Origin of the sequence: Streptomyces albiflavescens (assembly GCF_014645835.1) — a bacterium.
GTDB lineage: Bacteria > Actinomycetota > Actinomycetes > Streptomycetales > Streptomycetaceae > Streptomyces > Streptomyces albiflavescens.
Genome location: NZ_BMMM01000006.1, coordinates 1 through 26,849, shown reverse-complemented (window position 1 = coordinate 26,849; position 26,849 = coordinate 1). Strand labels below are relative to the sequence as shown.

Sequence of the window (26,849 nt, the reverse complement as noted above, 5' to 3'; positions counted from 1 at the left end):
GATTCCGCTGCTGACATGTCAAAAGTAGAATGTGCAGTGGTGACATGTCAAGACTGGAATGTAGAGTGCGAACATGAGCCTCCGACATGCACTGCTGGGCCTCCTCTCCGATCGCCCCGCGAGCGGGTACGACCTGCTGAAACTCTTCGAGACATCGCTGGCCAACGTCTGGCCGGCGACCCAGAGTCAGATCTACACCGAGCTGACCAAGCTGGACGGCACAGGGCTGATCACGGTGGCGGCCGAAGGTCCGCGGGGCCGCAAGGAGTACGCCATCACCGACGAGGGGCTGGCCGAGCTGCGGCACTGGCTGACCGAGACCAGGCCGCAGCGGAACACCCGCAGCGATGTTCTGCTGCGGGTGTTCTTCCTCGGGGTGCTGACGCCGGAGCAGGCGCGGGGCTACCTGGCCGAGCTGATCGAGATGTCCGACCAGGGTTATGAGAACCTGCGCCGGCTGATGGAGTCGGTCGACTGGGACGACGACGACCTCTCGGTCTACGGCCGGATCGCCCTGGAGTACGGCCTGCGGTTCAACGCCATGCGCCGCGAGTGGGCCGAGTGGGCGGCCGGACAGATCAAGTAGGGGCCAACCGCGGACGATTCCGGCCGTGATGGTGCCGCAGGTGGCCAAGGGCCGCCGAACTCGTTTGCTCGGCAAGGGAGTTCGTGGGAGGCCGGCGGTCCGTCAGGTGCTGCCCCGACGGTCCGACGCGATGCGCCACAGCGGCGCCGCGTACTGCTCCGGACGGCTGCTCAACAGGAGCGCCCTGAGGTCCTGGCGCCGCTCGTCGCCGAGGCCGAGTGCCTCGGTGATCCTGCGGAACGTCATGTGTGTGATGCATCGGGCGCGGGCCTCGGCCTCGAGCCGGTCGAGCAGACGGAGCGTGCTGTCCGGGTCGAGCCGCTGTTCCGGCCGGCTCCCGAGCCGGCCGGCCCTGTTTCGCTCGTAGTCGATCTCCGAGTAACCGCAGACGTCGCGGCTGGCCTGTTCGGCCTCCTCAAGGCTCTCCGTCTCGAGGAGGGCGCGGGCGAGTTCGTTGCGATTGAGGGCCTCGTCCAGGTCCGCTTCGTGGACGGTGGGGCCTTCGTCGGTGAGCGGGACCGGCAGGCCGACGTCCCTGACTTCGCACAGGCCGCGGACTCCACGGGCCGTGGCCGCCAGCATGGCCGCCGCCTCGGACGGGTGCCACTCCAGCACCGAGCCGACCGGTTCGACATCCTCGGCCGTGAGTGTCAGGACCGCCGGGCCCATGCGGTCGCGCAGCTCCACGGCCGGGAGTTCGCCGTCCAGCCCGGGACCGGCGATCAAGAGCCGCACGGATGCGTTGACTTGGCAGCATGCGGCCAGAGTGAGGGCGTCGGCGAGAGGGCTGCGAAGGGTGGGCTCGTCACCCCGGGCGAGGATGTCGCCGCCGACGTCCAGGAGGTCGATGGACTCGGGATCCAGGAGCTGGATGAGCTCTTCCAGTTGCCGCGTGATGCCCTCGGCGCCGTGCAGCGGATCGAGCAGGGCGAAGGTGTGCGGCTGCTCGGCCGCCAGGCGGGGGAGCGTCGAGCCCGCCGGAGCGATCGGCTTCGCCTCGGCGGGGACGGTCCGCACGCTTCGCGTCATGGGTCTGAGACCGGTGAAGTGGTCAGGGCCTCGTGGCCCCGGCACCGGATCGATCAGCTGGCGGTCCCACGCGTAGGTGAGGACCAGCGCCGGACCGCCGCGGCCTGCGTAGAGGGCCGCGTAGAGCATCGAGGCGGCGACGGCGTCGCCCCCGCCTCCGGCTGCCACGATCAAGCGCGTCACCCTCGTCAGCGTACGGGCTCGCGCACTGGCCACTCACCGTATAGTGGCCAGTGGCCATAGCCACTTGGGAAGGGGCTCCGATGCCGCAGATCGAAGAGACCCGGCCCAAATACCTGCAGATCGCGCACTACATTCGCGAGCAGATTCTCCGGGGCGACCTGCGGCCCGGCGACGAGGTTCCCTCGGAACGCCGATTGGCGGCCGACTGGAGCGTGTCACGGCCGACGGCCGCTCGGTCGCTGGAGGCCTTGCGTCAGCAGGGGCTGGTCGAGAAGCGCCAGGGATCGGGCACCTATGTGCGCCCGGTCGCCGCGAACCGGCGTGCCCGGGAGTTCTACGGCCGGGCCAGGCGGACCGGCAGGATCCATCCGCCGGGCGAGTACGCGGTGATCACCTCGGCCGGCTGGCTGCCGGCTCCCGACCACGTTACCGAGGCGCTGGGCCTGACGCCCGGAACCAGGGCTGTCCACCGGCGCCGGGTGACCAGGAACGAGTCGGGGCCGATCGCGGTCTCCACGTCCTGGTTCGCCTCCGATGTCGGAGAGCGGGCCCCGAGGCTCCATCAGCTCGACCGGATTCAGGAGGGGACGCTCCTGTACGTCGAGAGCTTGACGGGCCGTCAAGGAAGCCATGCCGAGGACCGGTTGTGCGCGCGCCCGGCGACGGAGGGCGACGCGGTCGACCTCGAACTCGAGCCCGGAGCACCTGTCCTGATCGTCCATCACGTCGTCCATGACACGCGGGACCGCCCCTTGGAGTTCGCCGAAGCGACGTACCCGCCGGGCCGTTGGGCGTTCGAGCAGGGTTATCCGATCGGATAGCACGTCGCGCCCGCTACGTGTCGCAGTGAGCGGCGGCCGGCGCGGGGCGTCAGTAGTCGAGGTTCGGGTACCAGTCGCCGCGGCCCTGCGGGGTCAGGTCGAGGAGGTGCCAGACGGGGGCCAGGAGGTCGATGCCGCGCTGGTCGATGTCGTCGGCCATGCGTGGGTGTGCGGAGTAGAAGTGGCGGACCGTGCCGTCGCCGTCGCGGGTGAAGACGGAGAGGGTGGAGTCCTGTTCGCCGTCCTTGTCCTCGCTGCCCAGGTCGTACTTGAACGTGCTGTCGCCGCAGCTCAGGAGCCGTAGCCGGTGCCAGCCGCGGTTGCGGGCGTGCTGCCGCAGGGCGGGCGGGTCGGCGGCCGCGGCGATGACGAAGTCGGCGTTGCGCTCGACGTGGTGGGCGATGCCGTTGAAGCCGTCGATCCACAGGGTGCACATCGGGCAGGGGGAGGTCTGCAGCTTGCCGTACATGAAGTGGTAGACGATCAGCGGGCGGTCCGGGGCGGTGAACAGCTCGCTCAGGGTGGTCTCGCCGACCGGTGCGTCGCCGGCGTCGAGGTCGGCGGGGCCCTCGACGAAGGCGTAGTCGTCGACGGGCGGCCCCTGCGGGAGCGCCCGTCGCAGGGCCGCGACCCGCTCGCGTCGGCGCATGAGCTCGATCTCGGCCAGGCGCAGCTCTTCGCGGGCTGCGAGATAGTCCGCCGATTCCCCGGCCAGTCGGGTGTGCCGCAGCATCGCGTCCTCCTGGAGTGGCCTTCCCCCGCTCCCGCCCCCGGTCCGGGGCCCCGGCTCCCGCGTCCCCGAACCGGTTCTTCAAGCCTAGGGCCGCCGCGCACGGTCCGCAGAGCCGAGCACGACGGAATGGGGAGTGCGACGGAACGGGGAGTGCGACGGGGAGGGGAGGCGTGGCTCGGCCCGGTCAGCCGATGCACACCACCAGCAGGCAGATCTCCGACGGCGACGTCGCCGCCGGCGTGGGGGCGGTCTGCGACGTTCCCGAGTCCGTGCCGGCAGCGGGCGCGGACGTCTGCTGCGCCGCCGTGCCGCCGTGCTCGGGGACCGTTCCGACGGAGGAGGGGGACGCGGTCGGCTGCTGCGGGGCCACCGTCGCCGTCGTACGGGACGTATGAGGAGTGGCGGTGGCGGCCGGCCGAGCGCTCGGCGGAGTGGCGTTGGGCAGGGCGGCTGTGGACTGCGCGCGCGGGAGGTTGGTCGCGGGCGACTGCGAGGGGGCAGTGGACGAGGACCGGTGAGTGCCGGGCCGTGCCTCCGCCGGACGGGTGTGCTGCGAGGTCGGTTCGTCCGCGGTGACCGTGCTCGGGAGCTCCGGCGCCGTGGCCGCCTGTGCCCGGTCGCCGGACTGCCGGTCCATCGCGGCAACGGTCAGACCGCCTCCGACGAGTGCGACGGCAGTCGCCACCACGGCCCGGCGCTGGTTCTTCTTCCAGCGGGCCCGCTGGCGACGCCGTGCCGCTCGCCCCTGCGGCGCGGGGGGTACGTCCTTGAGATCCCCGGACGGGCCGGCCTGTGCGACCTCGTCCATGCCGCCCCCGAGCGCCGTCGCCCCGGCACGAAGACCTGTTGTCCCGTGACGAGGACGGCCGTCGTGCCACGCCTCGGAGGTCGTGTAGTCCCACGCGGCCGCCGCGCCCGTCGTCGCTTGCGCGGGCCGGGCGGGGACGGTGCGGCCGTCGGCCGCGACCGGAGCGATGTCCGGAGCGTAGGCGCCGCACCCGGGGCACACCAAGGCGCCATTGAGATGCCGACGACACGAGGAGCAGTAGTCCATCTGCGGTCTTCCTGAGTTGACGTGCCGTCGCCCCCATCGGGCCGCGACCTGATCACGTTCGCACGTGGGATCGAACGGCCAGCAACCTAACGAGTCTTTCGCAAGACTGTGTGCAGTCTGTGTGATGCTCCTGCACGAATCCCCTGAGGGGATCGCGTGTGCGAAGGCTGACGAGCAGGACGCTCGGACAGCAGACGGCCAGGACCGACGTCCGTCGGCCGCCGCGGGGCCGGGACACGGGACGCTTCCCCTCAGAGCCGGTTCGGGGCGTGGGAGTCGGTGAAGTCCCGGACCACGGCGAGGAGTTGCCCGGGCGTCTCGATCTGCGGCATGTGGCCGGTCTCGTGGAGCAGCTCGAACCGGGCCTCCGGGATGGCCGCCGCGTACGCACGCCCGTACGCGGCGTCGACGACCTCGTCACTCTCGCCCCACACGACGAGGGCCGGGTGCGTGACCTTGGCCAGACGCTCGCGAAGGGTGGGGTCCTCCATGACGTACGGCCCCGAATAGACCTGGAGGGCGGCGCGGTTGGCGGCCATCACCGCGCGGGCGGCCTCCGGAAGGGTGGCGGGGTCGACGGCGAACTTCGTGGGGTCGTGGAAGGCGAGCCGCGACAGCTCGGCGGGGGTGAGGGAGAAGGGGTCGGCGACGGGGTGGCCGGGGACCTTGATGCCGGCGGCGTCGACGAGGACGACGCCGCTGATCCGGTCGCTGCCGAGCAGGGCGATTTCGGCGGCGATCCAGCCGCCGATGGAGTTGCCGACGACGGTGACGTCCGTGACGCCGAGGTCGTCGAGCAGTCGTACGTAGGCCTGGGCGAGGGTGGGGACGTCGGTCAGCCAGTGGGGCCGGGCCGTGCCGCCGAAGCCCGGGTGGACGGGGGTGATGACCCTGGCCGGCCGCTGTGCGGCGAGCAGTCCGGCGAACGGCGCGACGGTCTGGGGACCGCCGCCGCCGTGCAGCAGAAGGAAGGGGTGACCCTGCCCCTGGTCGTCGACGGTGACGTCGAGGTCGCCGGAGGGGAGGCTGAGGGTGCGGACGGTGCTGGTCATGGTGATTCCTTGGGGGAGTCGGCCGGTCGGGCGAAGTCGGTGGCGGGAACGGTGGCGTAGCGGCTCATGACCTCGACGGTCGACTCGGCGTTCAGCTCCTGACCGCCGGCGATCATGTCCCGCAGGTCGCGGAAGTACTGCACGTACAGGTCGGGCGTGAAGGTGTTGACCATCACCGCCGGTTCGTCGCCGGGGTTGGCGAAGGTGTGCGGGGCGCCGGGCGGGATCATCGCGAGCGTGCCGGCCGGGGCGATGTGCGTGGTGTCCCCGATGGTGAAGTGCACGGTGCCGGAGACGACGTAGAAGCCCTCGTCGTGCTGGGCGTGACGGTGCTGTGGCGGGCCCTCGGCGTGCGGGGCGAGGGTGATCTCACCGATCCCGATCCGGTGTCCGGTCGTGCTGCCGTCCTCGAGGATGCGCATCTGGGCCGGGCCGAGACGGATGGTCTCGCCGCCGTCGGGGCCGACCACGGAAACCTCGCTCATTGCCGCCTCCTTCGTGAGAGTTCGCTCTCATGACCATAGGGAGGACGCCCTTGTTATGCAAGTGAACTCTCATGACGAGAGCCGGCAGTGGTAAAGTGCCGGTGGATGGGGGATGGGCGGACCGCCGGAGACGAGGACGGGCATAGCGATGGCGACGACACGGACGGACACCGGCCGCAGCAACCAGAAGAAGCGCACGCGCACGGCGATCGTCGAGGCCGCCCGCGAACTCATCGGCACGGGTGCCGAGGTGACCATGCCCGCGATCGCCCGAGCGGCCCTGGTCTCGGAAGCCACCGCCTACCGGTACTTCCCCGACCTTCCGTCACTGATCAGCGAGGCCTTGGCCGGTGTCTGGCCCGCGCCCGCCGACGCGCTCCGACCGGTCGCGGACTCCCGTGACCCCGTCGAACGCGTCGCCTTCGCCTGCGAGTTTCTGCTCCGCGGCATCCTCGCCCGCCAGGGCGCGGTGCGTGCCATGATCGCCGCCACCATCACGCGCCCCGAGACGGTGACCACGCGCCCCGGTATCCGCTTCGGCCTCATCGACCACGCGCTCGTCCCCCTCCAGGACACCTTGAAGGCGACGGATCCGGAGGCCTTCGTCCAGCTCGAGCGGGATCTCGCGGTGGTCGTCAGCGCGGAGGCCCTGTTCTCTCTCACCGATCTGTGCGGGCTCGATCCGGACGAGGCGGTCGCCAGCGCCGTACGGACCGCGACGACCCTGACCGAGGCGGCGGTCCGCGCGTCGGCTTCCCTGGCCTGCGGTGATGCCTGAGGGGCATGGCCGGCGAGGCCGGGCGGGCACTGATCCGAAAAGCGCGCCGCTCCTCGGGCAGCCCTCCGCCGGGGAGCTGCTGCGACGGCCCAGGTCGCTCGTCGCCCCTTGGTCACCCCGCTGCTATATAACCGGGGCATGATCTATCACGTCGTACCGCTCGGTGAGTGGAATGCCGGCCCCGACCAGCCGTACGCGCCCGCTTCCCTCGCGGAGGAGGGCTTCGTCCACTGCTCGCCCGACGAGGAGACGACGCTCACCATCGTCAACACGTTCTACCGCACCGCTCCGAGGCCGCTGCTGGCGCTGCTCCTCGACGAGGACCGGCTCACCGCGACCTGCGCATGGGAGGCGGCCGTACCCGCTCCGCCGCCCGGGGTCGCCGAGAACACCTTGTTCCCGCACGTGTTCGGGCCCATCAACCGCGACGCCGTCGAGCGTGTGCTGGAGGTCCGCTGGGACGAGGACGGCCGCGCGACGGGGCTGGAGGACGTCGACTGACGGTGGCGGGCGCCGGACGGTCGGGTACGGTGAAATCGTGACATAAGGCGCAACTCCGAAAGACCCGGAGTGTGATGCCATGCCTCGTCGCCGCACCGATTCGTCCAGTGGCACCGCGGAGCTGCTGGACACGCTCGGTGATCTCACCGGCCGGATACTGGATCGGATCAAGGTCCAGCAGGCCCGCGTGGAACTCGCTGCCGCGCTGCAGCGCCAGGTCCTCGCAGGCGAGCTGCCGGACCTGCCCGGCCTGCACGTGGCGGGACGGTACGCACCCGCGCGGGACGGGCTGGACATAGGGGGCGACTGGTACGACGGCTTCCTCATGTCGGACGGCTCGGTGGGATTCGTGATCGGAGACGTACAGGGCCACGATGTCGAGGCCGCTGCTCTCATGGGGCAGGTGCGCACCTGTCTGCGCGCTGTCGCCACCGCCACCACGGACCCGGCGGAGGTACTCCGGCGCACCAACGACCTGCTCGTCGCCCTGGACTACGGGCTGTTCGTGACCTGCACGTTCCTGCGCTTCGACCCGGTCACGAGCGAGCTCGTCGACGCCCGTGCCGGGCATGTCCCCGCCATCTGGGCCACGGCGGCCGGCCGCTGCGAGGTCGTCCTGCCCGGCGTCGGTCTGCCGCTGGGCATCCAAGCCGGCGAGAGCTACCGGCCCACCCACCGACGGCTCACCGACGAGGGCGCGTTCGTGCTGCTCACCGACGGTGTGGTGGAAGGCCCCGACTACCCGATCGAGGAAGGTCTCAAGCGGGTGGCCGAACTGGTCGCCGACGCCTGTCGCACCGACCCGGACGAGCTGGCCGCACAGGTGATCAAGGTGGCGGACCTCACCGGCCACAGCGACGACGCCGCGGTCCTTGTCCTTCGTTACGGGGGCCTCCGGGACGAGCAGCGTTGCAGAGGGCGACAGGAGCAGCCGCAGGGCGAAGAATGAGTGCATGCACGGCATGTGCGACCTTGGTGCGGCGCGCCTCACCCGGTGTGACCGCCGACGCGCGGGCGGGGATGATCGACGTGGCGCGCAGTGAGCGGCTCCGGCGGTACACCGTAGAGGGCCTGCGGGTGGTTGCCGTTGCGGCCGCCTATTACGTCAGCGCCAAGATCGGGCTGCAGCAGCAACTGGTGCGAGGACAGGTCACGCCCCTCTGGCCGCCCACCGGCATCGCTCTCGTCGTCCTGATGCTGTGGGGCCTTCGCATGTGGCCGGGCATCGCTCTCGGGGCGTTCCTGGTGAACGTGATGCTCGGGCCGTCGATCCTCCCCGTGCTCGCCATCGCGGTCGGCAACACGCTCGCCCCGATCTGTGCCTACCTTCTCCTGCGGCGTGTGGGATTCCGTATCGAACTCGACCGGCTGCAGGACGCGCTGTCGCTGGTCTTCCTCGGGGCCCTGGGCGGGATGCTGATCAGCGCCACGCTCGGCACCGGGGTCCTGGTGGCCTCCGGCGCGCTGACGGCCCAGGATTTCTGGCCGACCTGGTCCGTGTGGTGGACGGGCGACGCGATGGGAGTCCTGGTCATCGCGCCGTTCCTGCTGGCCGCGCGCACCGTGCGATGGCCGCGGGGCACCCCTGTCCTCCGCTGGGTCGAGGCGCTGGCTCTGGTCGGCGGCACGGCAGCGGTCACCGCCGTGGCCACCCACAGCTCGCTGAACCTTCTCTTCCTCGTCGTTCCCTTCGTGATCTGGGCGGCCTTCCGCTTCCAGCTGGCCGGTGCCGCGCCCTGTGTGCTGATCGCGTCCGTGATCGCGATCGACGCAGGTGCCACCGGGTCGGGCCCGTTCGCCGGTCAGGACCTCCTGGCCAAGATGGTCATCCTGCAGGCCTTCAACGGCACGGTGTCACTGACCGCCCTTTTGCTCGCGGCGGTCATCACCGAGCGGAACCGCACCCTCCGTGAGATCGAAGAGGCCTGCGAGCGCCTGACGGAAGCGCTGTCCCGGCTCGCGTCGAACGAGGGGCTCGATCAGTTGCCGACCTCCCGCCCCAAGCGACGCGATCGTCGCGAGTAGCTCGGCACAAGACGCGACACGGGCGCGCCCGGCAAGGTGCCGGACGCGCCCGCCGGGGCGTGCGGACGACTACCTCGCGGCCGTCACCTGCAGGGGCGCGAGGTCCGGGCTCGGAGCGGACAGGGCGCTGTTGGGCAGCGTCTGAGCAGCCGTGGTCTGCGGCGCCGCGCCCTTGTAGTACGACGTGTAGTCGTAGTGGGTACCCACGCCGATCGCCGCACCGATCTTGGGAATGACGGACGTGTCGACCGACGCCGTGCCGCCGAAGACGGCCACGTGGTTCAGACTCGACGACATCCGCATCAGGTACCGCTTGGTGTCGTACGGCAGCGAGGTGACGTCCGTCCACAGCAGCGGACCGTAGGTGGTCATCGCCGACGATGCGGAGACGCCGCCGCGCCAGCTGTCCACGGAGGCGACCGCGGCGTCCGACGGCAGCGACCACCAGAAGTCGGCGAGCTGCATGGCGTTCGACTGCGGCGTGGAGCCGGCGACCCGGTAATAGGTAAACCTGCTGGGCCAGTTCGGCATCTTGCCGGCGTTGTACGCCTTGGCCAGGGCCGACTCGGCGTCGGTCCCCACCGTGATGACCTTCGTCGTGCTCGGGCTGTACTTGTTGAGGTAGCCGTAGACCGACGTGGTCATGGTCGACCCCTCGGTCAGCAGGACGGTCGCCGTTCCCGAACTGCCCATGGCGCCGGCGGCGGAACTCGCCGCGAGGGCGTTGTGGTAGTCGGTGCCGGTCGCCAGGAAGACGTACTTCGGTGTGCTGGTGAGGGCCTTGGCCACAGCCACCGAGGTGGAGTAGCGCGAGACGTCGGACAGCCGCTTGGCCGTGTATCCGAGTGACGTCACCTTGGACGCCACCGCACTGCTGAGGATCTTGGTGCCGCCGACCAGGTAGACCGTCTTGCCCTTCGGCAGCATGCGCTTGAGCTCCGTCTGCACCGAGGAGTCCAGGCCCGTGCCGGAGGTCATCAGCACCGGCCCCCGCTTCTTGCCGGCCAGCGACGTGGCGGTGGTGGCGTACGCGGCGTCGGACTTGCTGATGAGCACGGCCGCGCCGGCGTTCGTCAGGCCCGGCGTGCTCGTGCCGACGGTGTTCCAGGTCCACTTGGACGCGGAGATGTTGGTGTCGTACGTGTCGGAGCCGTAGACGCGGGAGATCGCGTTGTCACGGATCGGCTGCCAGGCCACGTTGGTGCCGTTGGCCATGGGCGCCTGCGTCTGCTCTCCCGAGCCGATCGTGTGGATCCACACCTGCGGGCCCCCGACGACGTCCGGGCTGCCGGGGACGTCGATGTCGTACGCGATCCGGTCGCCCTGCGGCGACCAGGCGGGCCGGTTGTGGTCGACGGCGTCGGTGGTGAGCTGGGTCAGTCCGGTGCCGTCGGCCCTGACGCTGAAGATTTGCTTGTGCCCGTCGACCGACCGGGTGAAGGCCACCGACTGGCCGTCGGGGGAGATGCTCGGCTCCCTCGCGTTGTCGGCCAGCTTGGTGAACGCCCCGGTACGGCCGTTGTAGACCCAGACGGCCGCGGTGCCCGCGGTGGGACAGCTCGTCCCCGTGCGTACGAACGCGAGCATGCCGTTCACCGCGCCGCTCGGCTGGGAGTCGCAGCCGTCGACGTCGGTGCCGAACAGGGACTTCGGCGTGCGGGTGCCGTCGGCCGCGGTCAGCCGCAGCCGGCCGGCGGCCGTGAAGACGATGTCGCCGCCGCCGTACCAGAAGGTCGGATCGGCTGGGTGCCAGCCGCTGCCCGAGGGCATGGTGATGTCGACGCCGGTGTCCTCCGAGCCCGCCCACGCCGTGCGGATGTGGTCGTCGTAGTGGTTCACGAACGCGACCTGGCTGCCGTCGGCGGACCAGGCGCCCTGGTCTCCGGTCGGGTAGAACTGCGACGACGAGGACCCATCGGGATTGATGAGGCCCATCTCATTGTCGGCGACTGTGTACAGCAGCTTCCCGTCGGTGGCGGGCCAGCTGGACGAGGCGGCCGCGGCCGGCCCCGGGAGCGCGGCGACGAGACCGGCCGCGAGCGCGGCGAGGCTGGTGAGCGCCGCGGATCTGCGACGCGTACGCGTGTTCAAAATGCCCCCACAAGTGAATAAATGGCCGCCGGGCCCCTCCCCCGAGGTGAACGGACGGCGTCCGCACGGCAGCGGCGAAACTTTAGTGGCAGCCACTGTCAGCTGGGAAGGACGGCCGTCTCGTCCGCCCGGTACGCCCAGCCGTCACGGGGTCGTCGGGCGCTCGGGTGGTACGTTCCGCCGATCAGGTGTTACCTGGTGTGAGGGGAGAAACCGGAGGGGTGCGGACATCTCGGGGCAAAGGAGACCGAAATATGCACAGGAACCCGGTCATGCGAACCCTTGCCGCCGCCCTTCTTGCAGGCGGCGTCGTCGTGGGAGCGGTCGCGAGCCCGGCCTCAGCCGCAGCCACGACGGACGGCGTCGCGTCGCTGTCACCCAGCAGCCTGGTCAACGGCGGGTGCCGGTACGGCGGCGGCTTCAACCGCGGCTTCAACTCGAACTGCGGGTTCGGGTTCGGCTACCCGTTCGGGACCGCCGGATTCTTCGGCGGGTACGGCGGGTACGGCGGCTTCGGCTACAGCAACGCCCCCGTGGTGGTGATCGTCCGCTGACGCGCCTACGGCATAGAAGGGGACCGGAGGAGGGCCACCGCGTCGCTCGCGGCGGCCCTCCTCGAGCTTCGGCGGTGACCGAGGCTGTTCGTGCGTGTAGGTGTGAGGCGTCGTTGCCGGAAACTGCGGACGCCGAGCATCGCCGGAAGCGCAGGGCTGTGCGGCGCCGTGCAAGCCGCTCGGTGGGTGCATGTGCGGACGGGCCCCGGCGTCGACGATCGCTGCATCGGGTGAATCCGCCCCCCGATCGGCACGGGCAGGCCACTGCTGGGTATTCATCGATTCCCTGCACCCGGCCAGATCCGCCGAACCGGGTGATTGCTCTTGCAATGACAGGGCCCGTGTTGCCCATGTCACCTTCCCAACCCGGGAGTTCGGCGTGAGCAGAGCACTCGGGCCGGTGACGTTTCGGCGTCGGCGCGGGTAAAACGTCGGGAGGCCAGTGGTGGTACGGCGCATGGCAGCGGCAGTGGTGCTGCTGGTCGCCGCTGTGCTCCTGCACTTCGCGACGCCCCACCACGCCGCCTCCTCGCACACGGTGTCGGCGATGGCACTCGCCATCGAATCGGAGCCGAGGAAGTCGAGCGGCTCCGCATGCGCGCAGTCGCAGGCCGGTACCGGCTCGGCCCACGTGGGGACGGCGGCCGACTCCCCTGCCCTGCCGCCGCGAACGGATCACCTTGTCGAGGCGCCGCCGCTCGTCGCCGGCACGTGGGCCGGCAAGGCGGCCATAGAGCTCGATGCCCCGCCGCGGGCCGCCCATCCGCGCACCGCGAGAGACACCTGGAGCCCCGCCTCCGCACTCGCGCCCGACGCCACCGTCCTGCAGACGTTCCGCCGCTGACCGGCGGCGTGCAGGACGCGCTCCTCGTACCGGACCACATCTCCGCACGCAGGCACCCGCCGGACAACCGGCCTGTCGGCATACGCGGTTGAGCCCGGCGCCGTCGCGCGCTGCACGCACTCTTCGCACCCCTTTTTCCGCTCCCTGAGCACCACGAAGAGTCACGAGGCCGATTCATGCAGACCCTCATCGAGCACGCCCGCACGTTCCCTGACGGCATCTCGGACCAGAGGGAGCAGTTCACCCGCCTGGCCCGCGGCCAGAAGCCCCAGGCCCTGTTCATCTCCTGCTCCGAGTCCCGCGTCATTCCCACGCTGTTCACCGGCGCCCGCCCCGGTGACCTCTTCGAGCTGCGCACTGCGGGCTGGGCCGGACACCGCCCCGGCACGGACGAGCCCTGGCAGACCCGGGGCCTGGGCGAGGACCCCGTCGCGGTGACCCAGCAGCACGTGCTGACCCAGCTCGACCATCTGCGCGGCTACCCGTTCATCGCCCGGCGCCTGGCCTCCGGGCGGCTGCGGCTGCACGCCTGGTACTACACCGTCGAAACCGGCCAGGCCCTCACCAGCGCGTCGGGCGGCGGTGCCTTCGAGCCCCTGTGACCGGCCGACCACCGCCTCACCCGTACCCGTGCCACCCGGTCGCCTTTCCCGCGACGTTCCTTCCGCCACAGAAAGAACGCCCATGACCTCACCTCTCACCTCACTCAGGTCCGCCCTGCGTACGGACTTCACGTCGTCCCTCGTCGTCTTCCTCGTCGCCCTGCCGCTGTGCGTGGGCGTCGCCGTCGCCTCAGGTGTCCCGGCCGAACTCGGCCTGATCACCGGCATCGTCGGCGGCCTGCTCACCGGATTCCTCCCGGGGAGCAGCCTGCAGGTCAGCGGTCCGGCCGCAGGTCTGACCGTGCTTGTCCTCACCGCTGTGCAGGCCTACGGGCTGACCGCCCTCGGCGTGATCGTCCTCGCCACCGGGCTGCTCCAATTGGCGCTCGGCGTCCTGAGGTTGGGCCGCTTCTTCAGGGCGATCTCCCTGTCCGTCGTCCACGGCATGCTCGCCGGCATCGGGCTCGTACTGATCGCCGGCCAGGTCTACGCGCTCGCCGACGCCAAGACACCCGGCAGCGGCACCTCGAACATCGCCGGGGTGCCCGCTCTCGCCGTGAACGTCCTCGGTTCGGGACCCGCCCTGACCGCCGTAGGGACCGGAACCACCACCGTCCTGATCATGATGCTGTGGAAGAAGCTGCCGGGCCGGGCCCAGTTGCTGCCCGGCCCGCTCGTCGCCGTCGGCGCCGCGACCCTGGTCACCGCCCTCTTCGACCTGCCCGTCGAGCGCGTCCAGGTCAGCGGCCTGCTGGAGGCCGTCCAGCCGCCCGGCCAGGGAGACTTCGCGCGGCTGACGGAGGTCGGCCTGCTGACCACCATCGTCGCGTTCACTCTCATCGCCTCCGCCGAGTCTCTGTTCAGCGCGGCCGCCGTGGACCGGCTGCACGACGGGCCGAAGACCGCCTACGACAAGGAGCTGATGGCCCAGGGTGCGGGCAACACCGTGTGCGGGCTGCTCGGTTCGCTGCCCATGACCGCGGTGATCGTGCGCAGCGCCACCAACGTCCAGGCCGGCGCGAAGACCAGGGTCTCCCGCGTCCTGCACGGAGTCTGGCTGCTGCTGTTCGCCGCCCTGCTCCCGGGCGCGCTCGGCATGATCCCCACGGCGGCGCTGGCCGGCGTGCTGATCCACGCCGGCTTCAAGCTGCTGCCCATCAAGGAACTGGGACCGCTGTGGCGTGAACACCGAGGCGAAGCAATCGTGTTGGTGATCACCGCCGGGGCGATCCTGATCACCAACATGTTCGAGGGTGTCCTGATCGGGCTCGGCCTGGCGGTGGCGAAGACGGCGTGGGAGACCTCGAACGTGCACATCGAGGTCGACGACCAGGGCGACGGCCCGGTGCTGGTCCGGATACTCGGCAACGCCACCTTCCTGCGCCTGCCGCGCATCCTCGACGCCCTGGAGCGACTGCCCACCCACCGGCCCGTCGAGCTCAACCTGGCCGGGCTGCGCCACCTCGATCACGCCTGCATGAGCGCCCTGCAGAACTGGGCCGACCAGCACAACAACACGCACACCGTCCAGCCCGAGCGCAACGGCGTGAGGGCATGAGGACGGGCCCGTGGGGCGGTGTCCCGACCGCCCCACGGGCTCTCGCCTCCCGTACGCGCTGAACACCCCCTGGGCTTGCTGTGGACCGGCGCCACCGTCGTCGAAGTGCCTTGGGCCAGCCTCTTTGTGTGGCTTTGAGTGGCCGGATACCGTCGCATATCGGTTATATGCTGACGAATTGGATGAGATCCGTGAAGCCAACGGTCTGCCTCAATATGATCGTCAAGGACGAAGCCCACGTCATCCGGCGTTGTCTCGAATCCGTACGGCCCTTGATCGACACATGGGTCATCGTGGACACGGGCTCGACCGACGGTACGCAGGACGTCATCCGCGAGGTCTACGGCGATCTGCCCGGCGAGCTGTACGAACGCCCCTGGAAGGGGTTCGACGGCAGCCGCACCGAGGCGGTCGAACTCGCCCGTAGCAGGGCGGACTACCTGCTCTTCATGGACGCCGACGACGTGATGGAGGTCGAGTCCGGCTTCCGCCTGCCGGAGCTGGCCCTCGACGCCTACAACATCACCGTGCGGGACGGCTCCAGCGTCAACCGGCGCTCCGCTCTGGTCTCGACGCGGCTGCCGTGGCGGTACGTCGGCGTCCTGCACGAGTACCTCGACTGCGGTACGCGGTGCACCCTCGGGACGATCGAAGGCGCCTGTATCCGCATTGTGGGCGGCGGGGGACGCAGCATGGGCAAAAGCATGCGGGAGAAGTATCTGCGCGATGCCGAGATCCTTGAGCAAGGCCTGATCAAGGAGCCCGACAACACCCGTTACGCCTTCTACGTCGCCCGGAGCTGGCACAACGCTCTTGAGCCGGAGAAGGCGCTGGAGGCCTATGACCGCAGGGCGGCCATGGGCGGCTGGGACGAGGAGGTCTTCTGCGCCCACCTGTCCGGCGCACGGCTCGCGGAGAGACTGGAACGGCCGGCGGGCGAGGTGATGGACCGCTACCTTCGCGCGCACGAGGCCCGGCCCGCACGCGCCGAGCCACTCGGCGAGCTCGCGCGCTGGTGCCGGTTCGGCCAACGATGGCCACTCGCCTACATGTTCGCGCGGCAGGCGTTCCGGATCCCCTACCCCAGCGGTGACCATCTGTCCGTCGAGTCGGACTGGTACGACTGGCGCGCACTCGACGAACTCGCGATCTCCGCCTTCTGGGCCGGAGAGTACGAGGAGTCGAAGAGCTGTTGCGAACGCCTGCTTGACGGCGGCAAGCTGCCCGCCGATCAGCGCCGGCGTGTGACCGAGAACCTCGAATGCGCACTCGCACAACTCAAGGCGGGCTCGGAGCAGCTCGTAGAGGCCTGACGCGGGCCTCAGCTCATGCGCGACGCATCTTGGCGCGGGCTGAGCGTGAGCGTGCTCGTTGACGAGTCGTGCGAGATGTCAACGAGCCTGTGTCTACGGTGCTTTCGGGCCTGTGCTGGGCCGGCCCCGCGGCCGGGCCGGGGTCGTCGAGGATGTGATCGACGAGGGTGAGCGGATCTGGGTCACTATGCGGAGCTGGGCTGAGCCGACGAAGCGTCGACGCGGACACTCTCTGGTTGCTCGCCGTCGCTCCCCGTTGCTCCCCGGCGGTCACTTCTTGACGCACGGGCGGCCCCCCTGTGACGTGTGAGCCTGCAGGTGCGCTGGATACTGTGGGTCAGTCTTGTGACGGCTGTGCCTAAGCCATGGCAACGTGAACTGGGGGATGAAGGTGGCACCGCGTGCAGCACGTCATCGGTGTTCGCCGAAGCGACGTGTTCTTGCCGGGTTGCGGTCGCTGCGGCGGCCGGGATCGCAGTCACCGCGACGATGGCCGTCAACGCCGAGGCGGCGTAAGCGCCGGCATGCAACGTGTAGGCGCCCTGCTGCTCCGCCGCCGACTCGCCTCAGGTCTCGATCGACCGCCAGGGCGACGCCCTGGCGTACGGCCGGGTGCCCCAGGTCGACGCCCGCCCGGACTCCCGGTTCACGGTGATCTGGCAGCTGGAGACCTTCCCGTACACGATCAAGTCCGTCACCGGTCCCTGACCGGCTTCAACTGCCCGGCCGTGCCCCGCTCGGCGGGTTCCCGCTCTTCCCTCCGTGAAGGAGATACATGCGCAAGCGCACTGCCTTTGCTCTGCTCAGTGCCGTCGCCGCGGCCGCGCTGGCCGGCTTCGCCGTCCCCGGTGCCTACGGGACCGAGACCCAGACCGACGTCCAAATCAGCAACGTGTCCTTCGACGGTGGCAAGAACATCGTGGTCGATCTCTACGCCAAGACGATCACGGTTTCAGGGACCTTCACCCACCCGTCGGGCATCCAGGACGCGGACTTCGTCCTGTGGCGTGGACCGGATGGGGCGAACCCCTACGAGACCTACGACGACCGCATCGTGTCGAACCAGTACTACTCCCACGCGGACTGCGTCGCCTCGAGTGCCACCACCTCCACCTGCTCGCAGACGTTCTCCCTCGAACCGGACTGGAAGTACGGCGGCACGGCGCTCACCAACGCCCACGCCGGCACCTGGAAGGTCAGTGTGCAGGGGGTGGCCAATGACGACAGCTGGACCCACACGGCGAGCTACACCACGACCCGTCTGCAGCGGCACTCCAAACTCACCGTGGACGCGGGCCCGGAGCCGATTGCCCAGGGCAAGACCCTCACCGTCACCGGCAAGCTCACCCGGGCCGACTGGAACAATCTCGACTACTTCGGCTACACCAACCAGCCGGTCAAGCTTCAGTTCCGCAAGGCCGGTACTACGACCTACACCACCATCAAGACCGTGTACACCTCCAGCACCGGCAACCTGACGACCACGGTCCCCGCGTCCGAAGACGGTTACTGGCGCTGGAACTTCGCAGGCACCTCCACCACCCCGGCCGTCAAGGTAACCGGCGACTTCGTGGACGTGCAGTAACCCGAACGTCGCTCTCGACAGCTCACGCCCGCACGGCGATCACATAAAAGTGCCCTCGCTCTCCTGCAGGGAAGCGAGGGCAGCAGGAGCCACCGAAACCCTCATGGTGCGCCAGGGGCACGCACCCCGCCTCCGGTCTGGACAACAAAGAACCCCCGGGTCTCTGACCTGGGGGTTTCGCATGGAGCGGGTGACGAGAATCGAACTCGCGCTCTCAGCTTGGGAAGCTGATGTTCTACCATTAAACTACACCCGCGTAAGACGCCGGTTGAGCCGGTGTCTAATTGCTCGCTCACTCTACCTCATGCCTGGCCCCCGGCGCTGGAGCCGCGGGGCCCGCTCGCGTTTCGGAGGGTGGATGCGGCTGCGGGGGACCGGAGTTGGGGCGTACGGTGGTGGCTCGGAGAAGGGTCTGGGCGGGACCGGAGTGCCGCCTGGAGGGCCGTCCCTTTGATCCCGTAATGTGGCTTTCGTCGTCAGTCACGCCAGTGCGTGACGAAGGCTCTTGGGGAAGGGACTCAGAGGACTTGATGGAGCGCACCGTCGTCCGTTGTGCCGAGGGGCACGTGTTCAGCACCGCTTCGTTCCCGATGCAGCAGGCCGAGCGGCTCGGTCCCGGTCGGTTGATCCGGTGTCCGCGGTGTGCGCGGCTCCGGAACGTCGTTCCGGTGGAGCTGGAGAAGCACTAGGGGCAGAAAGCAGAAGCGTTCACGCCGACGTGGGCAGGCGCGCGCACCGTCACGATTGTGGCCGGTCCGCGCGCCTTGCGTATCCTCGGGACGTGCTTCTCTCAGACAAGGACATCCGGGCCGAGATCGACGCCGGGCGGGTCCGGATCGATCCCTACGACGAATCCATGGTGCAGCCGTCGAGCATCGACGTGCGGCTCGACCGCTACTTCCGGGTGTTCGAGAACCACCGCTACCCGCATATCGACCCCTCCGTCGAGCAGGCGGATCTGACGCGGCTCGTCGAGCCCGAGGGCGATGAGCCGTTCATCCTGCACCCCGGGGAGTTCGTGCTCGCCTCGACCTACGAGGTCATCACGCTGCCCGACGACCTCGCCTCGCGGCTCGAGGGGAAGAGCTCGCTCGGGCGGCTCGGGCTTGTCACCCACTCCACGGCCGGGTTCATCGACCCCGGGTTCTCCGGGCACGTCACCCTTGAGCTGTCCAACCTCGCGACGCTCCCCATCAAGCTGTGGCCGGGCATGAAGATCGGGCAGCTGTGCATGTTCCGGCTCAGCTCGCCGGCCGAGTTCCCGTACGGCAGCGATCGGTACGGGTCCCGCTACCAGGGGCAGCGCGGGCCGACCGCCTCCCGGTCCTTCCTCAACTTCCATCGGACCCAGGTGTGAGGGCATGAGCATGTCCCAGGCGCGTGAGAACCTCACCTACGAGGCGTTCGGAGTCGCGGTTCGCGAGCTCGCGCAGACCATCGCCGACGACGGATACGAGCCCGACATCGTGCTGTCCATAGCCCGCGGCGGTGTCTTCGTCGCGGGCGGGCTCGCCTACGCCCTGGACTGCAAGAACATTCACCTCGTGAACGTCGAGTTCTACACGGGCGTCGGGACCACCCTTCCGATGCCCGTCATGCTGGCGCCCCTTCCCAACGCCATCGACTTCTCCCAGAAGAAGGTCCTGATCACCGACGACGTCGCGGACACCGGCAAGACGCTCAAGCTCGTGCACGACTTCTGCGTCGACGCGGTCGCCGAGGTCCGCACCGCGGTGATCTATGAGAAGTCCCACTCGCTCGTGAAGTGCGAGTACGTGTGGAAGCGGACCGATGAGTGGATCAACTTCCCGTGGAGTGTGTTGCCTGTAGTACGTAAGTCGGGCGAGCCGGTGACGCCGTCCAAGGAAGCGCTCTGACCTGCGAAATGTCATGAGCGTTACTGCCCGCGTAGGAGGAGAGGCCCTCGGCTGCCGTCGGGGGCCTCACTCCATGGCTGTGTATCGGACGTAACCCTCGACCGAGCATCGTGGCGAACGTGGCTCAACTTCTCACATGTGCATGTTTCACGTGAAACATGCGTGCGAGCGGGTCTCCCCATGGGCTCGGTCCCGTAACAGCCCGGGGCCGAACAGGGGAAAGCCGCCCGCACCGGGCGGGTCACGGCTGACGCTCGCGCCGCCGCGCCGCTATGGCTTTCGCCATGGCAACTCTCTCCCCTACTGCCCCGCGCACGGACGACGATCCGGCCCGCGAAGCACAGCACGGCGACCGGAAGGCGACCGCGGTCCGTCTGTGGGGGTGGCCGGCGATGGCCACTCTCCTCCTGGCGATGTACCGGATCGGCGAACCGCTACTCGGCCGCGACGAGTTGACGAGCTGGGACATGTCCGGCCGCAGCGTCGGCCAGGTGCTGGCCACGGTGCAGCGGGTGGACGGGGTGATGGGCACGTACTACCTGATCCTGCACGCCTGGACGAGCGTCTTCGGTGACTCGGCCCTCGCCCTGCGCATGCCCTCAGCGCTGGCCATGACCGGTGCCGCCTGCTGTGTCGCGCTGGTCGGGCGGCGGCTGTTCGGCCACCGCGCGGGACTGGCCGCCGGTCTGCTGTTCGCCCTGATCCCGGGCGTGAGCCGCTTCGCCCACGAGGCCCGCCCCTATGCCCTGGTGATGCTGGCCGTGATCCTGTCCGCGCTGCTGCTGCTGAGGGCCCTGGACCGTCCCGGCAGCCCGTGGCGATGGGCGGGTTACGCGCTCGCCCTGACGGCCGTCGGACTGTTCCACTTGATCGCGTTGACGTGCCTGATCGGGCATCTGGTCCTGGTGGCCATGCGGGCCCGGCGCGACCGCCGGACCTGGCTCGGCTTCGGCTGCGCGGTCCTGGCCGGCGTGGTCTGGCTGGTCCCGGTCGTGGTGCTGGGCAGGGCCCAAACCGCGCGGCAGATCTGGTGGATCACCAAGCCGGAGTCGTGGGACCTGATCGACATCTGGTCCCAGCTGTTCTACTCCGGCCTGTGCGCGGGGACGGTGCTCCTGCTGGCCCTCGTCGCCTGCCAGGCGCGCCGCGACGCCGTCGTCTTCTGCACCGTGTCGGCCGTGGCGCCCGTCCTGCTGATCTGGGCGGTCTCCCACGGACACGTCTCGTACTTCTACTTCCGCTACATGCTGTTCACCCTGCCGGCGCTCGCGATGCTGGCCGGGGCCGGGCTCGCCACCGGGGCGCGGTCCCGGCGGGTGATCGCGTCGGTCCTCGCGGCCCTCACCCTGCTCACGCTCTCGGACCAGAAATCCATGCGCGAGCCGCTCGCGCACTACTGGCCGGGCGGCCCCGACTTCGCCGCGGCCGCACGAACCATCCAGCAGGGCTACGCATCCGGCGACGCGATCGTCTACAACCGGGTCCAGGAGGAGGCCCTCTCGCTGGGCGTCAGCTACTACCTACCCCGCGACCTGAAGCTGCGCGACGTCTTCCTCTCCGAGTCACCGATCCGGCGCAACGACCTGGCGGCGACCGAGTGCCTCGAGCCGGCCCGGTGCCTGCGGGGCGAGAAGCGGATCTGGGTGGTGGTGGAGGGGAACGCGCCGGATCCGCTGCACGGGCTGCCCCCCACCCAGGCGGCGGCGCTGCAGGCCCACTACAAGGTGTCCGAAGAAGCGCGCCCCACCGGCCTCACGGTGTCCTTGCTGGTCCGCACCAGCCGCACCAGCTAGCCTCACGCTTTCATGAGGCGGGGCTGTCCGACCGGCTCTGTTCTGACCGGGGCCGCGCTAAGCGCTGATCGACTCATGGCTGCTGGCCCTATCCACACGTGGGCGCGCGTCGGCGCAGCGCCCCGATCCCCATCCACACGTGGGCGCGCGTCGGCGCAGCGCCCCGATCTCCTCGCGGCCTGCCTCGCCGATAGCCCCTGAGGAGGGCGAGGCAGGCGCACGGGGCAGGGCAGAGCGACGGGTCACTCTGTGCCCCTCAACCGACGGGCGAGGAACTTGCCCAGTTCCCACAGCACCAGGAGCACGACGGCGGACAGCAGCGCCCAGCCGAACTGGCGGGCGTTGATCTCGGTCGTCCCGAGGATGCGTCGGAACCCGTCCATCTGGGTCACCGCCACCGCGAGCACGAACTGGGCCACCGCCACCCAGTTCATCTGCTTGCTGTCGAAGGTGGACGTCGTCAGCACCGAATCCGTCTCACTGCGGCATTCGAACGCGGCCACGATCAGACAAAGCGCGAAAGCGGTGAACGCGATCGACTGACCGACGCCGACGCTGCCGAAGTGAGCCTGACCGAGCCTGATCAGTCCGAGCAGGACGACGGTGATAACCAGTCCACCGAGCCCGACCGTGACCAGCACGGCGCGGGTGAGCACCGACTCCCCTCGTGGACGCGGTGTGCGCCGCATGAGTCCGGGGCTCCCCTGGTCGAAGCCGAGCGCGAAGCCGAAGGAGGCGTTGACGACGAAGTGGATCCAGAGGACCTGCGGCGGGGTGAAGGGTTCACCGGCGGCGATGTTGAAGACGGTCGCCCCGAGGAATGTCAGCACGAACGTGACCAGCAGAAGCAGCACGAACCGGATGTACTTGGTGAGGTTGTCGTAGATCTTCCGGCCCTGCTCCACGGCGTAGACGATGGTGGCGAAGTTGTCGTCGGAGAGGATCATGCGTCCGGCGTTCTTCGCCACGTCCGTGCCGCTGCCCATGGCGATGCCGATGTCGGCGGCCTTGATGGCGGGTGCGTCGTTGACGCCGTCCCCGGTCATCGCCACGACATCGCCCTTCTTCTTGAGCGTGTCGGCGAGCAGCACCTTGTGCTCCGGCGCGACCCGCCCGACCACGCCGATGCCGTCGATGCGGGCGAGCCGCTCGTCCTCGGTCAGGGCGGCGAAATCGGCGCCGAGGACGGCCTCGCCGGGGATGCCGAGCTGCCGGGCGATCGCCGCCCCGGTGGTGACGTCGTCCCCGGTCACCATGCGGACCCGGATGTGCGCCGCCTGGGCGTCGGCCACGGCGGCCCTGGACTCCTCACGGGGAGGATCGACCATGCCGACGAGGCTGGTCATCCGCAATGCGGTGACGTACGGGAGCAGGTCCCCGTCCGGGTCGAAGCCCGCCGGGGCCAGATCACGGGTGGCCGCGGCCATCACCCGGCGCCCCTCGCCGCCCATGCGCTCGGTCAGTGCCTCGGCGCGCCCGAGCAGTTCGGCGCCCCACGGGATGGTCTCGCCCGCCGCGAGTGCGGTGGTGGCCCGCGCCACCACCGCCGGGGCCGCGCCCTTGACGAAGCAGCGGACCACCTGACGCCCGGAGGCGTCGACCGCCGAGTTGAAGGTGGCCATCAGCTTGTAGCCCGGGTCGAACGGCAGTGTGGCGAGCCGGGGAAGGCCCTCCCTGGTGGCGTCGATGTCCAGCCCGGCCTTGTGCGCGAGCACCAGCAGCGCGCCCTCGGTTGGATCGCCCACCACCTCGCCGTCGACCAGCGTCGCGTCGCTGGCCACCACGTACGGCAGGATCGCGTCCTCGATGCCCCCGGAGGAACCCGCGGCATGGTGGATCTTGCCCGCGAGCCCGTAGCCCGTGCCCGAGACGGTGTATCGGTCGGTGGGACTCACCACTTCGACCGCGGTCATCTGGTTCATCGTCAGGGTGCCGGTCTTGTCCGAGTTGATCGCCGACGTGAACGCCAGCGTCTCGACCGACGGCAGTTCCTTGACGATGGCGTTGCGTTTCGCCAGGTTGAGGCTGCCGACGGACAGGATCGCCTGGGTCACGGTCGGCAGGGCCTCGGGTATGGCGGCGATGGCCAGCGAGACCGCGCTGACGAACAGGACGTCCCAGGCCTGGCCCCGCTCGCGGCCCAGGGCGAACATCACGATCATGGTCAGGCCCGCTGCCCCCGTGATCCACAGCGTCAGGTTGTTGAGTTCCCTGGTGAGCGGCGGCTCCTCCTTCTCGGTGGCCGACAGCATCCCGGAGATCTTGCCCAGCTCGGTGCCCGCGCCGGTCGCGGTGACGACGAGAACGCCGCTGCCGTGGGTGACCGGGGTGTTCATGAACGCCATGTTGGTCTGGTCACCGGGTGCCGGTCGGCCGGCGGGCAGGGTGTCGGCGTCCTTCGTGGCGGGAACGCTTTCGCCGGTGAGTGCCGACTCGTCGATCTGCAGGGCGTTGGCCTCGATGATGCGTCCGTCCGCCGGCACCTGGTCCCCGGCGGCAATGAGCACCGTGTCGCCGACGACGAGCTGTTCGGCGGGGATCTGCGACTCCGTGCCGTCCCTGCGCACCCGCGCCGTCGCCTTCATCATCGACTTCAGCGCGTTCATCGCGCTCTCGGCCTTGCCCTCCTGGCGCAGGCCCACGACCGCGTTCAACAGTGTCAGCGCGAACAGCAGGATCGCGGTGCTCCACTCCTTGATGAGCAGGGAGACGACCGCCGCGGCCATGAGGACGAGCTGCATGTAACTGCGGTATTGGTCGAGGAACCGGCGCCAGGCCGGAGTCCGCTTCTCCTCGGGCAGTGCGTTCGGGCCGTACGCGGCCAGGAGTTCGGCGGCCCGTGCCGCGGAGAGACCGGTCGCCGGATCCACACCGAACGTCGCCACGAGATCCTCGGGAGAACGCGCGTACCAGTCGTCCTGTGGAGCTGCGGGCCGCTCTGCCCCGGCGTCTGACTGCACCGTCATCGTCGTGCCTCCGATCCGGTCCGGCCGGTCCGCAGGCCCCGGCCGGTCCTTCGGGTCCTAGCCGGTCCTCCGGGTCCTAGCCGCGCTTCGTCTTCCCCTCTCTCCCGGCCCGGTCGGCCGCCGGATGCCGGGCGGCATACGGGTCGGCCGGGGCACCAGCGGGGGCCTCCTGCTCCAGCTCCCGCTTGGTCGCGAGCAGGTCCTTCCGTGTCTGCTCCCCCACCTCGGGGTACTGGGGATCGATGTCCATCAGGGTGTGCGCGAGCACCGCCGCCGCGCATATCCGCGCGAACCACTTCCGGTCCGCCGGTACGACGTACCAGGGCGCCCACTTCGTACTCGTTGCCGACAGCATCTCGGAGAACGCGTGCTGGTAGTCGTCCCACCGGTGCCGCTCCCGGACGTCGGCCGCGGAGAACTTCCAGTTCTTCTCCGGCAGGTCGATCCGCTTCATGAAGCGGGTGCGCTGCTCCTCCTTGGAGAGGTTCAGGAAGATCTTCACCACCTTGAACCCGTTGTCCGTGAGGTAGCGCTCCCAGTTGTTGATCTCCCGGTAGCGGCGATCCCATACCCCCGGCCCGCGCGCGTCGTCCGGCAGCTTCTGCCGGACGAGGTTCTCGGAGTGCACGCGCACCACGAGAACCTCCTCGTAGTGCGAGCGGTTGAAGATGGCGATCTCCCCGCGCGCGGGGAGCCGAATGGCGTAACGCCACAGGTAGTCGTGGTCGAGTTCCTCGCTGGAGGGCACCTTGAAACTGCTGACCCGTACGCCCTGGGGATTGACGCCGCTCATGACGTGGCGGATCGTCCCGTCCTTGCCCCCGGCGTCGAGCGCCTGGAGACAGAGCAGTACGCCGTACGTGTCCTGGGCGGCCAGCCGCTCCTGGTACTCGGCCAGCAGGGACACGCCGGTCCGCAGCAGTTCGACCCCGTCGCGCTTCTTCAGGCCGGCCTTGTAGCGAGGGTCGAAGTCCCGGCCCAGGTTCACCGTCGAGCCCGGTTTCACCCGCAGCGGCTCGATGAACTCCGCGATGCGTTCGGCTCGCTCGTCCGCCATGCCCGATCAGCCCTTCTTTCCGCTCACGGTGAGCGGAGCGCGTCCCGGGCTCTCGCCATCGCCGCTGACGACGGTGGCATCGTCGGCCATCGCCTGAGAGCGAGTCCGCCAGGCTCATTCTCCGGTCGATCGGTCAAGATCGCCCCCGGAGCACCGACGAGGCCGACGGCGCGACGAGGCCGACGGCGCCGCTTCGGCCAGGACGCCCGGCGTGGTGAAACGCAAAGAGAGGGGGCTTCAGGCGTTGTGCCTGAAGCCCCCTCTCGTAAGGGCGAGAAGTACTGGGGCAAGAAGTACTAGAACGTGCCCAGCTTGACGATCGACAGGATCGCGATCAGCTGGATGGCCGACGCGCCGAGCGCCTTCGGCCAGGGGAGGTCGTGGGACTTGCTGACCATGAGGGTCAGCAGGGCGCCCGCCGCGACCCAGGTGGCCCAGCCGAGGAGCTGGACGAAGGGCGCGTCGCCGCCGAAGAACATGGCGACGAGCAGGCGTGGGGTGTCCGTGAGGCACATGATCAGCATCGAGAGGCCGACCGTGGGCTGCCAGGCCCCGTCGCCGCCGAGCTGGCGGGCCAGGGTGTGGGTGACCACGCCCAGGATGAAGGTGCTGATGACGATGGCGACGGCCGTCGTCAGGACGATGGGGACCGCGTTGGAGAGGGTGGCGTTGATCGCGTCCTCGCGGGCTCCGTCGAAGCCGAAGACCGCGAGCAGGCCGTAGATGAACGTCACGATCAGGGCCGGGGCCCACATCGTGTAGTCGCGCATCTGCAGGAAGGTCTGGTTGGGGGACAGGACGATGCCCCTGAGCAGGTCCTTCCAGTGCAGGCGGGGGCCCACCGGCGCGGCCGCCGCCTGGCCCGCACGGTAGGTCTCGCTCTGGCTGTAGGGGTCCTCGCCGATCGAGAACGCCTGGGTGTGGCCGGGGCTGTTCGCCGCGTACGGGTCCGGGCCCTGCTGCGGGTGTCCGTCGCCGAAGTACTCCGGCTCGCCCTGGCCGCCGTGGGGCCAGCCGCCCTGCTGACCGCCGTAGGCCTGACCGCCGTACTGCTGCCCCCCGTACTGCGGCTGCGAGGGCGCAGACGGATAGCCGTACGGCGGCTGCTGGCCTCTCTGCGGTGCCTGCTGCCCGTACGACGGTCGGTGTTGTTGCGGTCGCGCCTGCGGTGCACGGTTGTCCCGGCCGCCGCGTCCGATCCTGAATCCAGCCACGTAATCGAACGTACCTGGTCCCGCACCATCGCGTGCCGGGCCCGGGGAACGGGCCCGGCATTGGGGCCGACCTGTGACATCCCCTAGACGAGTCATTCCGATGTGATCAGTGGTCATAAGCGATCAAGGATCGTATGGCGGGCTGGCC

The 26,849-nt window shown here is 69.6% G+C and carries 24 protein-coding genes and 1 tRNA gene; 15 read left to right on the top strand and 10 right to left on the bottom strand.

All coding sequences use genetic code 11. The features are described from left to right. The first annotated feature begins 73 nt into the window (after positions 1 to 73). Complete coding sequence (locus IEY95_RS17600; protein WP_189186989.1) at positions 74 to 586, top strand: PadR family transcriptional regulator; 513 nt, start codon at positions 74 to 76, stop codon at positions 584 to 586. A gap of 102 nt (positions 587 to 688) precedes the next feature. Here the strand turns inward: IEY95_RS17600 and IEY95_RS17595 are convergent, their stop codons facing one another. Next, a complete protein-coding gene (locus IEY95_RS17595) occupies positions 689 to 1,798 on the bottom strand; it encodes a DUF1152 domain-containing protein (protein ID WP_268240477.1) in 1,110 nt (369 codons plus the stop codon). 80 nt (positions 1,799 to 1,878) lie between these two features. On the opposite strand from IEY95_RS17595, the gene IEY95_RS17590 reads away from it, so the two are divergent. After that, positions 1,879 to 2,619: a GntR family transcriptional regulator gene (locus IEY95_RS17590; RefSeq protein WP_189186988.1), complete on the top strand. Its 741-nt coding sequence runs from the start codon at positions 1,879 to 1,881 to the stop codon at positions 2,617 to 2,619. Between the two features lie 49 nt (positions 2,620 to 2,668). On the opposite strand, the gene IEY95_RS17585 is transcribed toward IEY95_RS17590, so the two are convergent. The 4 genes from IEY95_RS17585 to IEY95_RS17570 all read right to left on the bottom strand — a co-directional run bounded on the left by IEY95_RS17585 (position 2,669) and on the right by IEY95_RS17570 (position 5,943). Beyond that, a complete protein-coding gene (locus IEY95_RS17585; protein ID WP_189186987.1) occupies positions 2,669 to 3,352 on the bottom strand; it encodes a DUF899 family protein in 684 nt (227 codons plus the stop codon). A 184-nt stretch (positions 3,353 to 3,536) separates the two neighbouring features. Beyond that, positions 3,537 to 4,361 (bottom strand): SCO2400 family protein, encoded by an 825-nt coding sequence (locus IEY95_RS17580; protein ID WP_229703151.1) that lies wholly within the window; start codon positions 4,359 to 4,361, stop codon positions 3,537 to 3,539. A gap of 296 nt (positions 4,362 to 4,657) precedes the next feature. Next, positions 4,658 to 5,458 carry an alpha/beta fold hydrolase gene (locus tag IEY95_RS17575; protein ID WP_189186985.1) on the bottom strand — a complete coding sequence of 267 codons (801 nt, stop codon included), beginning with the start codon at positions 5,456 to 5,458 and terminating at the stop codon, positions 4,658 to 4,660. Next, a complete protein-coding gene (locus tag IEY95_RS17570; protein WP_189186984.1) occupies positions 5,455 to 5,943 on the bottom strand; it encodes a cupin domain-containing protein in 489 nt (162 codons plus the stop codon). The genes IEY95_RS17575 and IEY95_RS17570 overlap by 4 nt, the downstream gene beginning before the upstream one ends. Positions 5,944 to 6,091: 148 nt before the next feature. Here IEY95_RS17570 and IEY95_RS17565 point away from each other — a divergent pair, with 148 nt between their 5' ends. From IEY95_RS17565 to IEY95_RS17550, 4 genes are all read left to right on the top strand, one after another. After that, on the top strand, positions 6,092 to 6,721 hold the full coding sequence (locus IEY95_RS17565; RefSeq protein WP_189186983.1) for a TetR/AcrR family transcriptional regulator: 630 nt from the start codon (positions 6,092 to 6,094) through the stop codon (positions 6,719 to 6,721). Positions 6,722 to 6,859: 138 nt separating this feature from the next. Beyond that, positions 6,860 to 7,222, top strand: a complete 363-nt coding sequence (locus IEY95_RS17560; RefSeq protein ID WP_189186982.1) for a DUF952 domain-containing protein — start codon at positions 6,860 to 6,862, stop codon at positions 7,220 to 7,222. 79 nt (positions 7,223 to 7,301) lie between these two features. After that, positions 7,302 to 8,171 (top strand): PP2C family protein-serine/threonine phosphatase, encoded by an 870-nt coding sequence (locus IEY95_RS17555; protein ID WP_189186981.1) that lies wholly within the window; start codon positions 7,302 to 7,304, stop codon positions 8,169 to 8,171. Positions 8,172 to 8,242: 71 nt separating this feature from the next. Further along, the gene (locus IEY95_RS17550) at positions 8,243 to 9,247 is read left to right on the top strand and encodes an MASE1 domain-containing protein (RefSeq protein WP_189187346.1); all 1,005 of its coding nucleotides are present in this window, start codon (positions 8,243 to 8,245) and stop codon (positions 9,245 to 9,247) included. Positions 9,248 to 9,316: 69 nt separating this feature from the next. Here the strand turns inward: IEY95_RS17550 and IEY95_RS17545 are convergent, their stop codons facing one another. Beyond that, positions 9,317 to 11,338: a cell wall-binding repeat-containing protein gene (locus IEY95_RS17545; protein ID WP_189186980.1), complete on the bottom strand. Its 2,022-nt coding sequence runs from the start codon at positions 11,336 to 11,338 to the stop codon at positions 9,317 to 9,319. A 254-nt stretch (positions 11,339 to 11,592) separates the two neighbouring features. Here IEY95_RS17545 and IEY95_RS17540 point away from each other — a divergent pair, with 254 nt between their 5' ends. The 6 genes from IEY95_RS17540 (at position 11,593) to IEY95_RS17515 (ending at position 17,794) form a co-directional block, all read left to right on the top strand. Continuing rightward, a complete protein-coding gene (locus tag IEY95_RS17540) occupies positions 11,593 to 11,892 on the top strand; it encodes a hypothetical protein (protein WP_189186979.1) in 300 nt (99 codons plus the stop codon). A gap of 457 nt (positions 11,893 to 12,349) precedes the next feature. After that, positions 12,350 to 12,736 (top strand): hypothetical protein, encoded by a 387-nt coding sequence (locus IEY95_RS17535; RefSeq protein WP_189186978.1) that lies wholly within the window; start codon positions 12,350 to 12,352, stop codon positions 12,734 to 12,736. Between the two features lie 176 nt (positions 12,737 to 12,912). Further along, entirely contained in the window at positions 12,913 to 13,338 is a 426-nt protein-coding gene (locus IEY95_RS17530) for a carbonic anhydrase (protein ID WP_189186977.1), read from the top strand. Positions 13,339 to 13,420: 82 nt separating this feature from the next. Next, complete coding sequence (locus tag IEY95_RS17525; RefSeq protein WP_189186976.1) at positions 13,421 to 14,896, top strand: SulP family inorganic anion transporter; 1,476 nt, start codon at positions 13,421 to 13,423, stop codon at positions 14,894 to 14,896. A 182-nt stretch (positions 14,897 to 15,078) separates the two neighbouring features. Continuing rightward, complete coding sequence (locus IEY95_RS17520) at positions 15,079 to 16,209, top strand: glycosyltransferase family 2 protein (protein ID WP_229703106.1); 1,131 nt, start codon at positions 15,079 to 15,081, stop codon at positions 16,207 to 16,209. A gap of 775 nt (positions 16,210 to 16,984) precedes the next feature. Next, the gene (locus IEY95_RS17515; RefSeq protein ID WP_189186975.1) at positions 16,985 to 17,794 is read left to right on the top strand and encodes a calcium-binding protein; all 810 of its coding nucleotides are present in this window, start codon (positions 16,985 to 16,987) and stop codon (positions 17,792 to 17,794) included. Positions 17,795 to 17,976: 182 nt separating this feature from the next. On the opposite strand, the gene IEY95_RS17510 is transcribed toward IEY95_RS17515, so the two are convergent. Further along, positions 17,977 to 18,050: transfer RNA gene (locus tag IEY95_RS17510), tRNA-Gly, on the bottom strand. A 525-nt stretch (positions 18,051 to 18,575) separates the two neighbouring features. Between IEY95_RS17510 and dcd the strand changes: the two genes are divergently transcribed. From dcd to IEY95_RS17495, 3 genes are all read left to right on the top strand, one after another. Next, a complete protein-coding gene (gene dcd / locus IEY95_RS17505) occupies positions 18,576 to 19,151 on the top strand; it encodes a dCTP deaminase (RefSeq protein ID WP_189186974.1) in 576 nt (191 codons plus the stop codon). 4 nt (positions 19,152 to 19,155) lie between these two features. Continuing rightward, the gene (locus IEY95_RS17500) at positions 19,156 to 19,671 is read left to right on the top strand and encodes a phosphoribosyltransferase (protein ID WP_189186973.1); all 516 of its coding nucleotides are present in this window, start codon (positions 19,156 to 19,158) and stop codon (positions 19,669 to 19,671) included. 284 nt (positions 19,672 to 19,955) lie between these two features. Beyond that, positions 19,956 to 21,464, top strand: coding sequence for a glycosyltransferase family 39 protein (locus tag IEY95_RS17495; protein ID WP_189186972.1), 1,509 nt, complete (start codon positions 19,956 to 19,958; stop codon positions 21,462 to 21,464). A gap of 242 nt (positions 21,465 to 21,706) precedes the next feature. Here the strand turns inward: IEY95_RS17495 and IEY95_RS17490 are convergent, their stop codons facing one another. The 3 genes from IEY95_RS17490 to IEY95_RS17480 form a co-directional block, all read right to left on the bottom strand. Further along, positions 21,707 to 24,430, bottom strand: a complete 2,724-nt coding sequence (locus tag IEY95_RS17490; protein ID WP_189186971.1) for a cation-translocating P-type ATPase — start codon at positions 24,428 to 24,430, stop codon at positions 21,707 to 21,709. 76 nt (positions 24,431 to 24,506) lie between these two features. Beyond that, positions 24,507 to 25,487, bottom strand: coding sequence for a polyphosphate kinase 2 family protein (locus IEY95_RS17485; RefSeq protein WP_189186970.1), 981 nt, complete (start codon positions 25,485 to 25,487; stop codon positions 24,507 to 24,509). Between the two features lie 296 nt (positions 25,488 to 25,783). Further along, complete coding sequence (locus IEY95_RS17480; protein ID WP_229703104.1) at positions 25,784 to 26,701, bottom strand: Yip1 family protein; 918 nt, start codon at positions 26,699 to 26,701, stop codon at positions 25,784 to 25,786. Positions 26,702 to 26,849: the final 148 nt, after the last annotated feature.

Bases quoted from the DNA above. Each gene is read 5' to 3' on its own strand.
- IEY95_RS17540 (WP_189186979.1), top strand. From the start codon at position 11,593: ATGCACAGGAACCCGGTCATGCGAACCCTTGCCGCCGCCCTTCTTGCA.
- IEY95_RS17565 (WP_189186983.1), top strand. From the start codon at position 6,092: ATGGCGACGACACGGACGGACACCGGCCGCAGCAACCAGAAGAAGCGC.
- IEY95_RS17500 (WP_189186973.1), top strand. From the start codon at position 19,156: ATGAGCATGTCCCAGGCGCGTGAGAACCTCACCTACGAGGCGTTCGGA.
- IEY95_RS17550 (WP_189187346.1), top strand. From the start codon at position 8,243: ATGATCGACGTGGCGCGCAGTGAGCGGCTCCGGCGGTACACCGTAGAG.
- IEY95_RS17490 (WP_189186971.1), bottom strand. From the start codon at position 24,430: ATGACGGTGCAGTCAGACGCCGGGGCAGAGCGGCCCGCAGCTCCACAG.
- IEY95_RS17585 (WP_189186987.1), bottom strand. From the start codon at position 3,352: ATGCTGCGGCACACCCGACTGGCCGGGGAATCGGCGGACTATCTCGCA.
- IEY95_RS17485 (WP_189186970.1), bottom strand. From the start codon at position 25,487: ATGGCGGACGAGCGAGCCGAACGCATCGCGGAGTTCATCGAGCCGCTG.
- IEY95_RS17570 (WP_189186984.1), bottom strand. From the start codon at position 5,943: ATGAGCGAGGTTTCCGTGGTCGGCCCCGACGGCGGCGAGACCATCCGT.
- IEY95_RS17590 (WP_189186988.1), top strand. From the start codon at position 1,879: ATGCCGCAGATCGAAGAGACCCGGCCCAAATACCTGCAGATCGCGCAC.
- IEY95_RS17495 (WP_189186972.1), top strand. From the start codon at position 19,956: ATGGCAACTCTCTCCCCTACTGCCCCGCGCACGGACGACGATCCGGCC.
- IEY95_RS17515 (WP_189186975.1), top strand. From the start codon at position 16,985: ATGCGCAAGCGCACTGCCTTTGCTCTGCTCAGTGCCGTCGCCGCGGCC.
- IEY95_RS17525 (WP_189186976.1), top strand. From the start codon at position 13,421: ATGACCTCACCTCTCACCTCACTCAGGTCCGCCCTGCGTACGGACTTC.
- IEY95_RS17520 (WP_229703106.1), top strand. From the start codon at position 15,079: ATGAGATCCGTGAAGCCAACGGTCTGCCTCAATATGATCGTCAAGGAC.
- IEY95_RS17530 (WP_189186977.1), top strand. From the start codon at position 12,913: ATGCAGACCCTCATCGAGCACGCCCGCACGTTCCCTGACGGCATCTCG.
- IEY95_RS17575 (WP_189186985.1), bottom strand. From the start codon at position 5,458: ATGACCAGCACCGTCCGCACCCTCAGCCTCCCCTCCGGCGACCTCGAC.
- IEY95_RS17535 (WP_189186978.1), top strand. From the start codon at position 12,350: ATGGCAGCGGCAGTGGTGCTGCTGGTCGCCGCTGTGCTCCTGCACTTC.
- IEY95_RS17600 (WP_189186989.1), top strand. From the start codon at position 74: ATGAGCCTCCGACATGCACTGCTGGGCCTCCTCTCCGATCGCCCCGCG.
- IEY95_RS17560 (WP_189186982.1), top strand. From the start codon at position 6,860: ATGATCTATCACGTCGTACCGCTCGGTGAGTGGAATGCCGGCCCCGAC.
- IEY95_RS17555 (WP_189186981.1), top strand. From the start codon at position 7,302: ATGCCTCGTCGCCGCACCGATTCGTCCAGTGGCACCGCGGAGCTGCTG.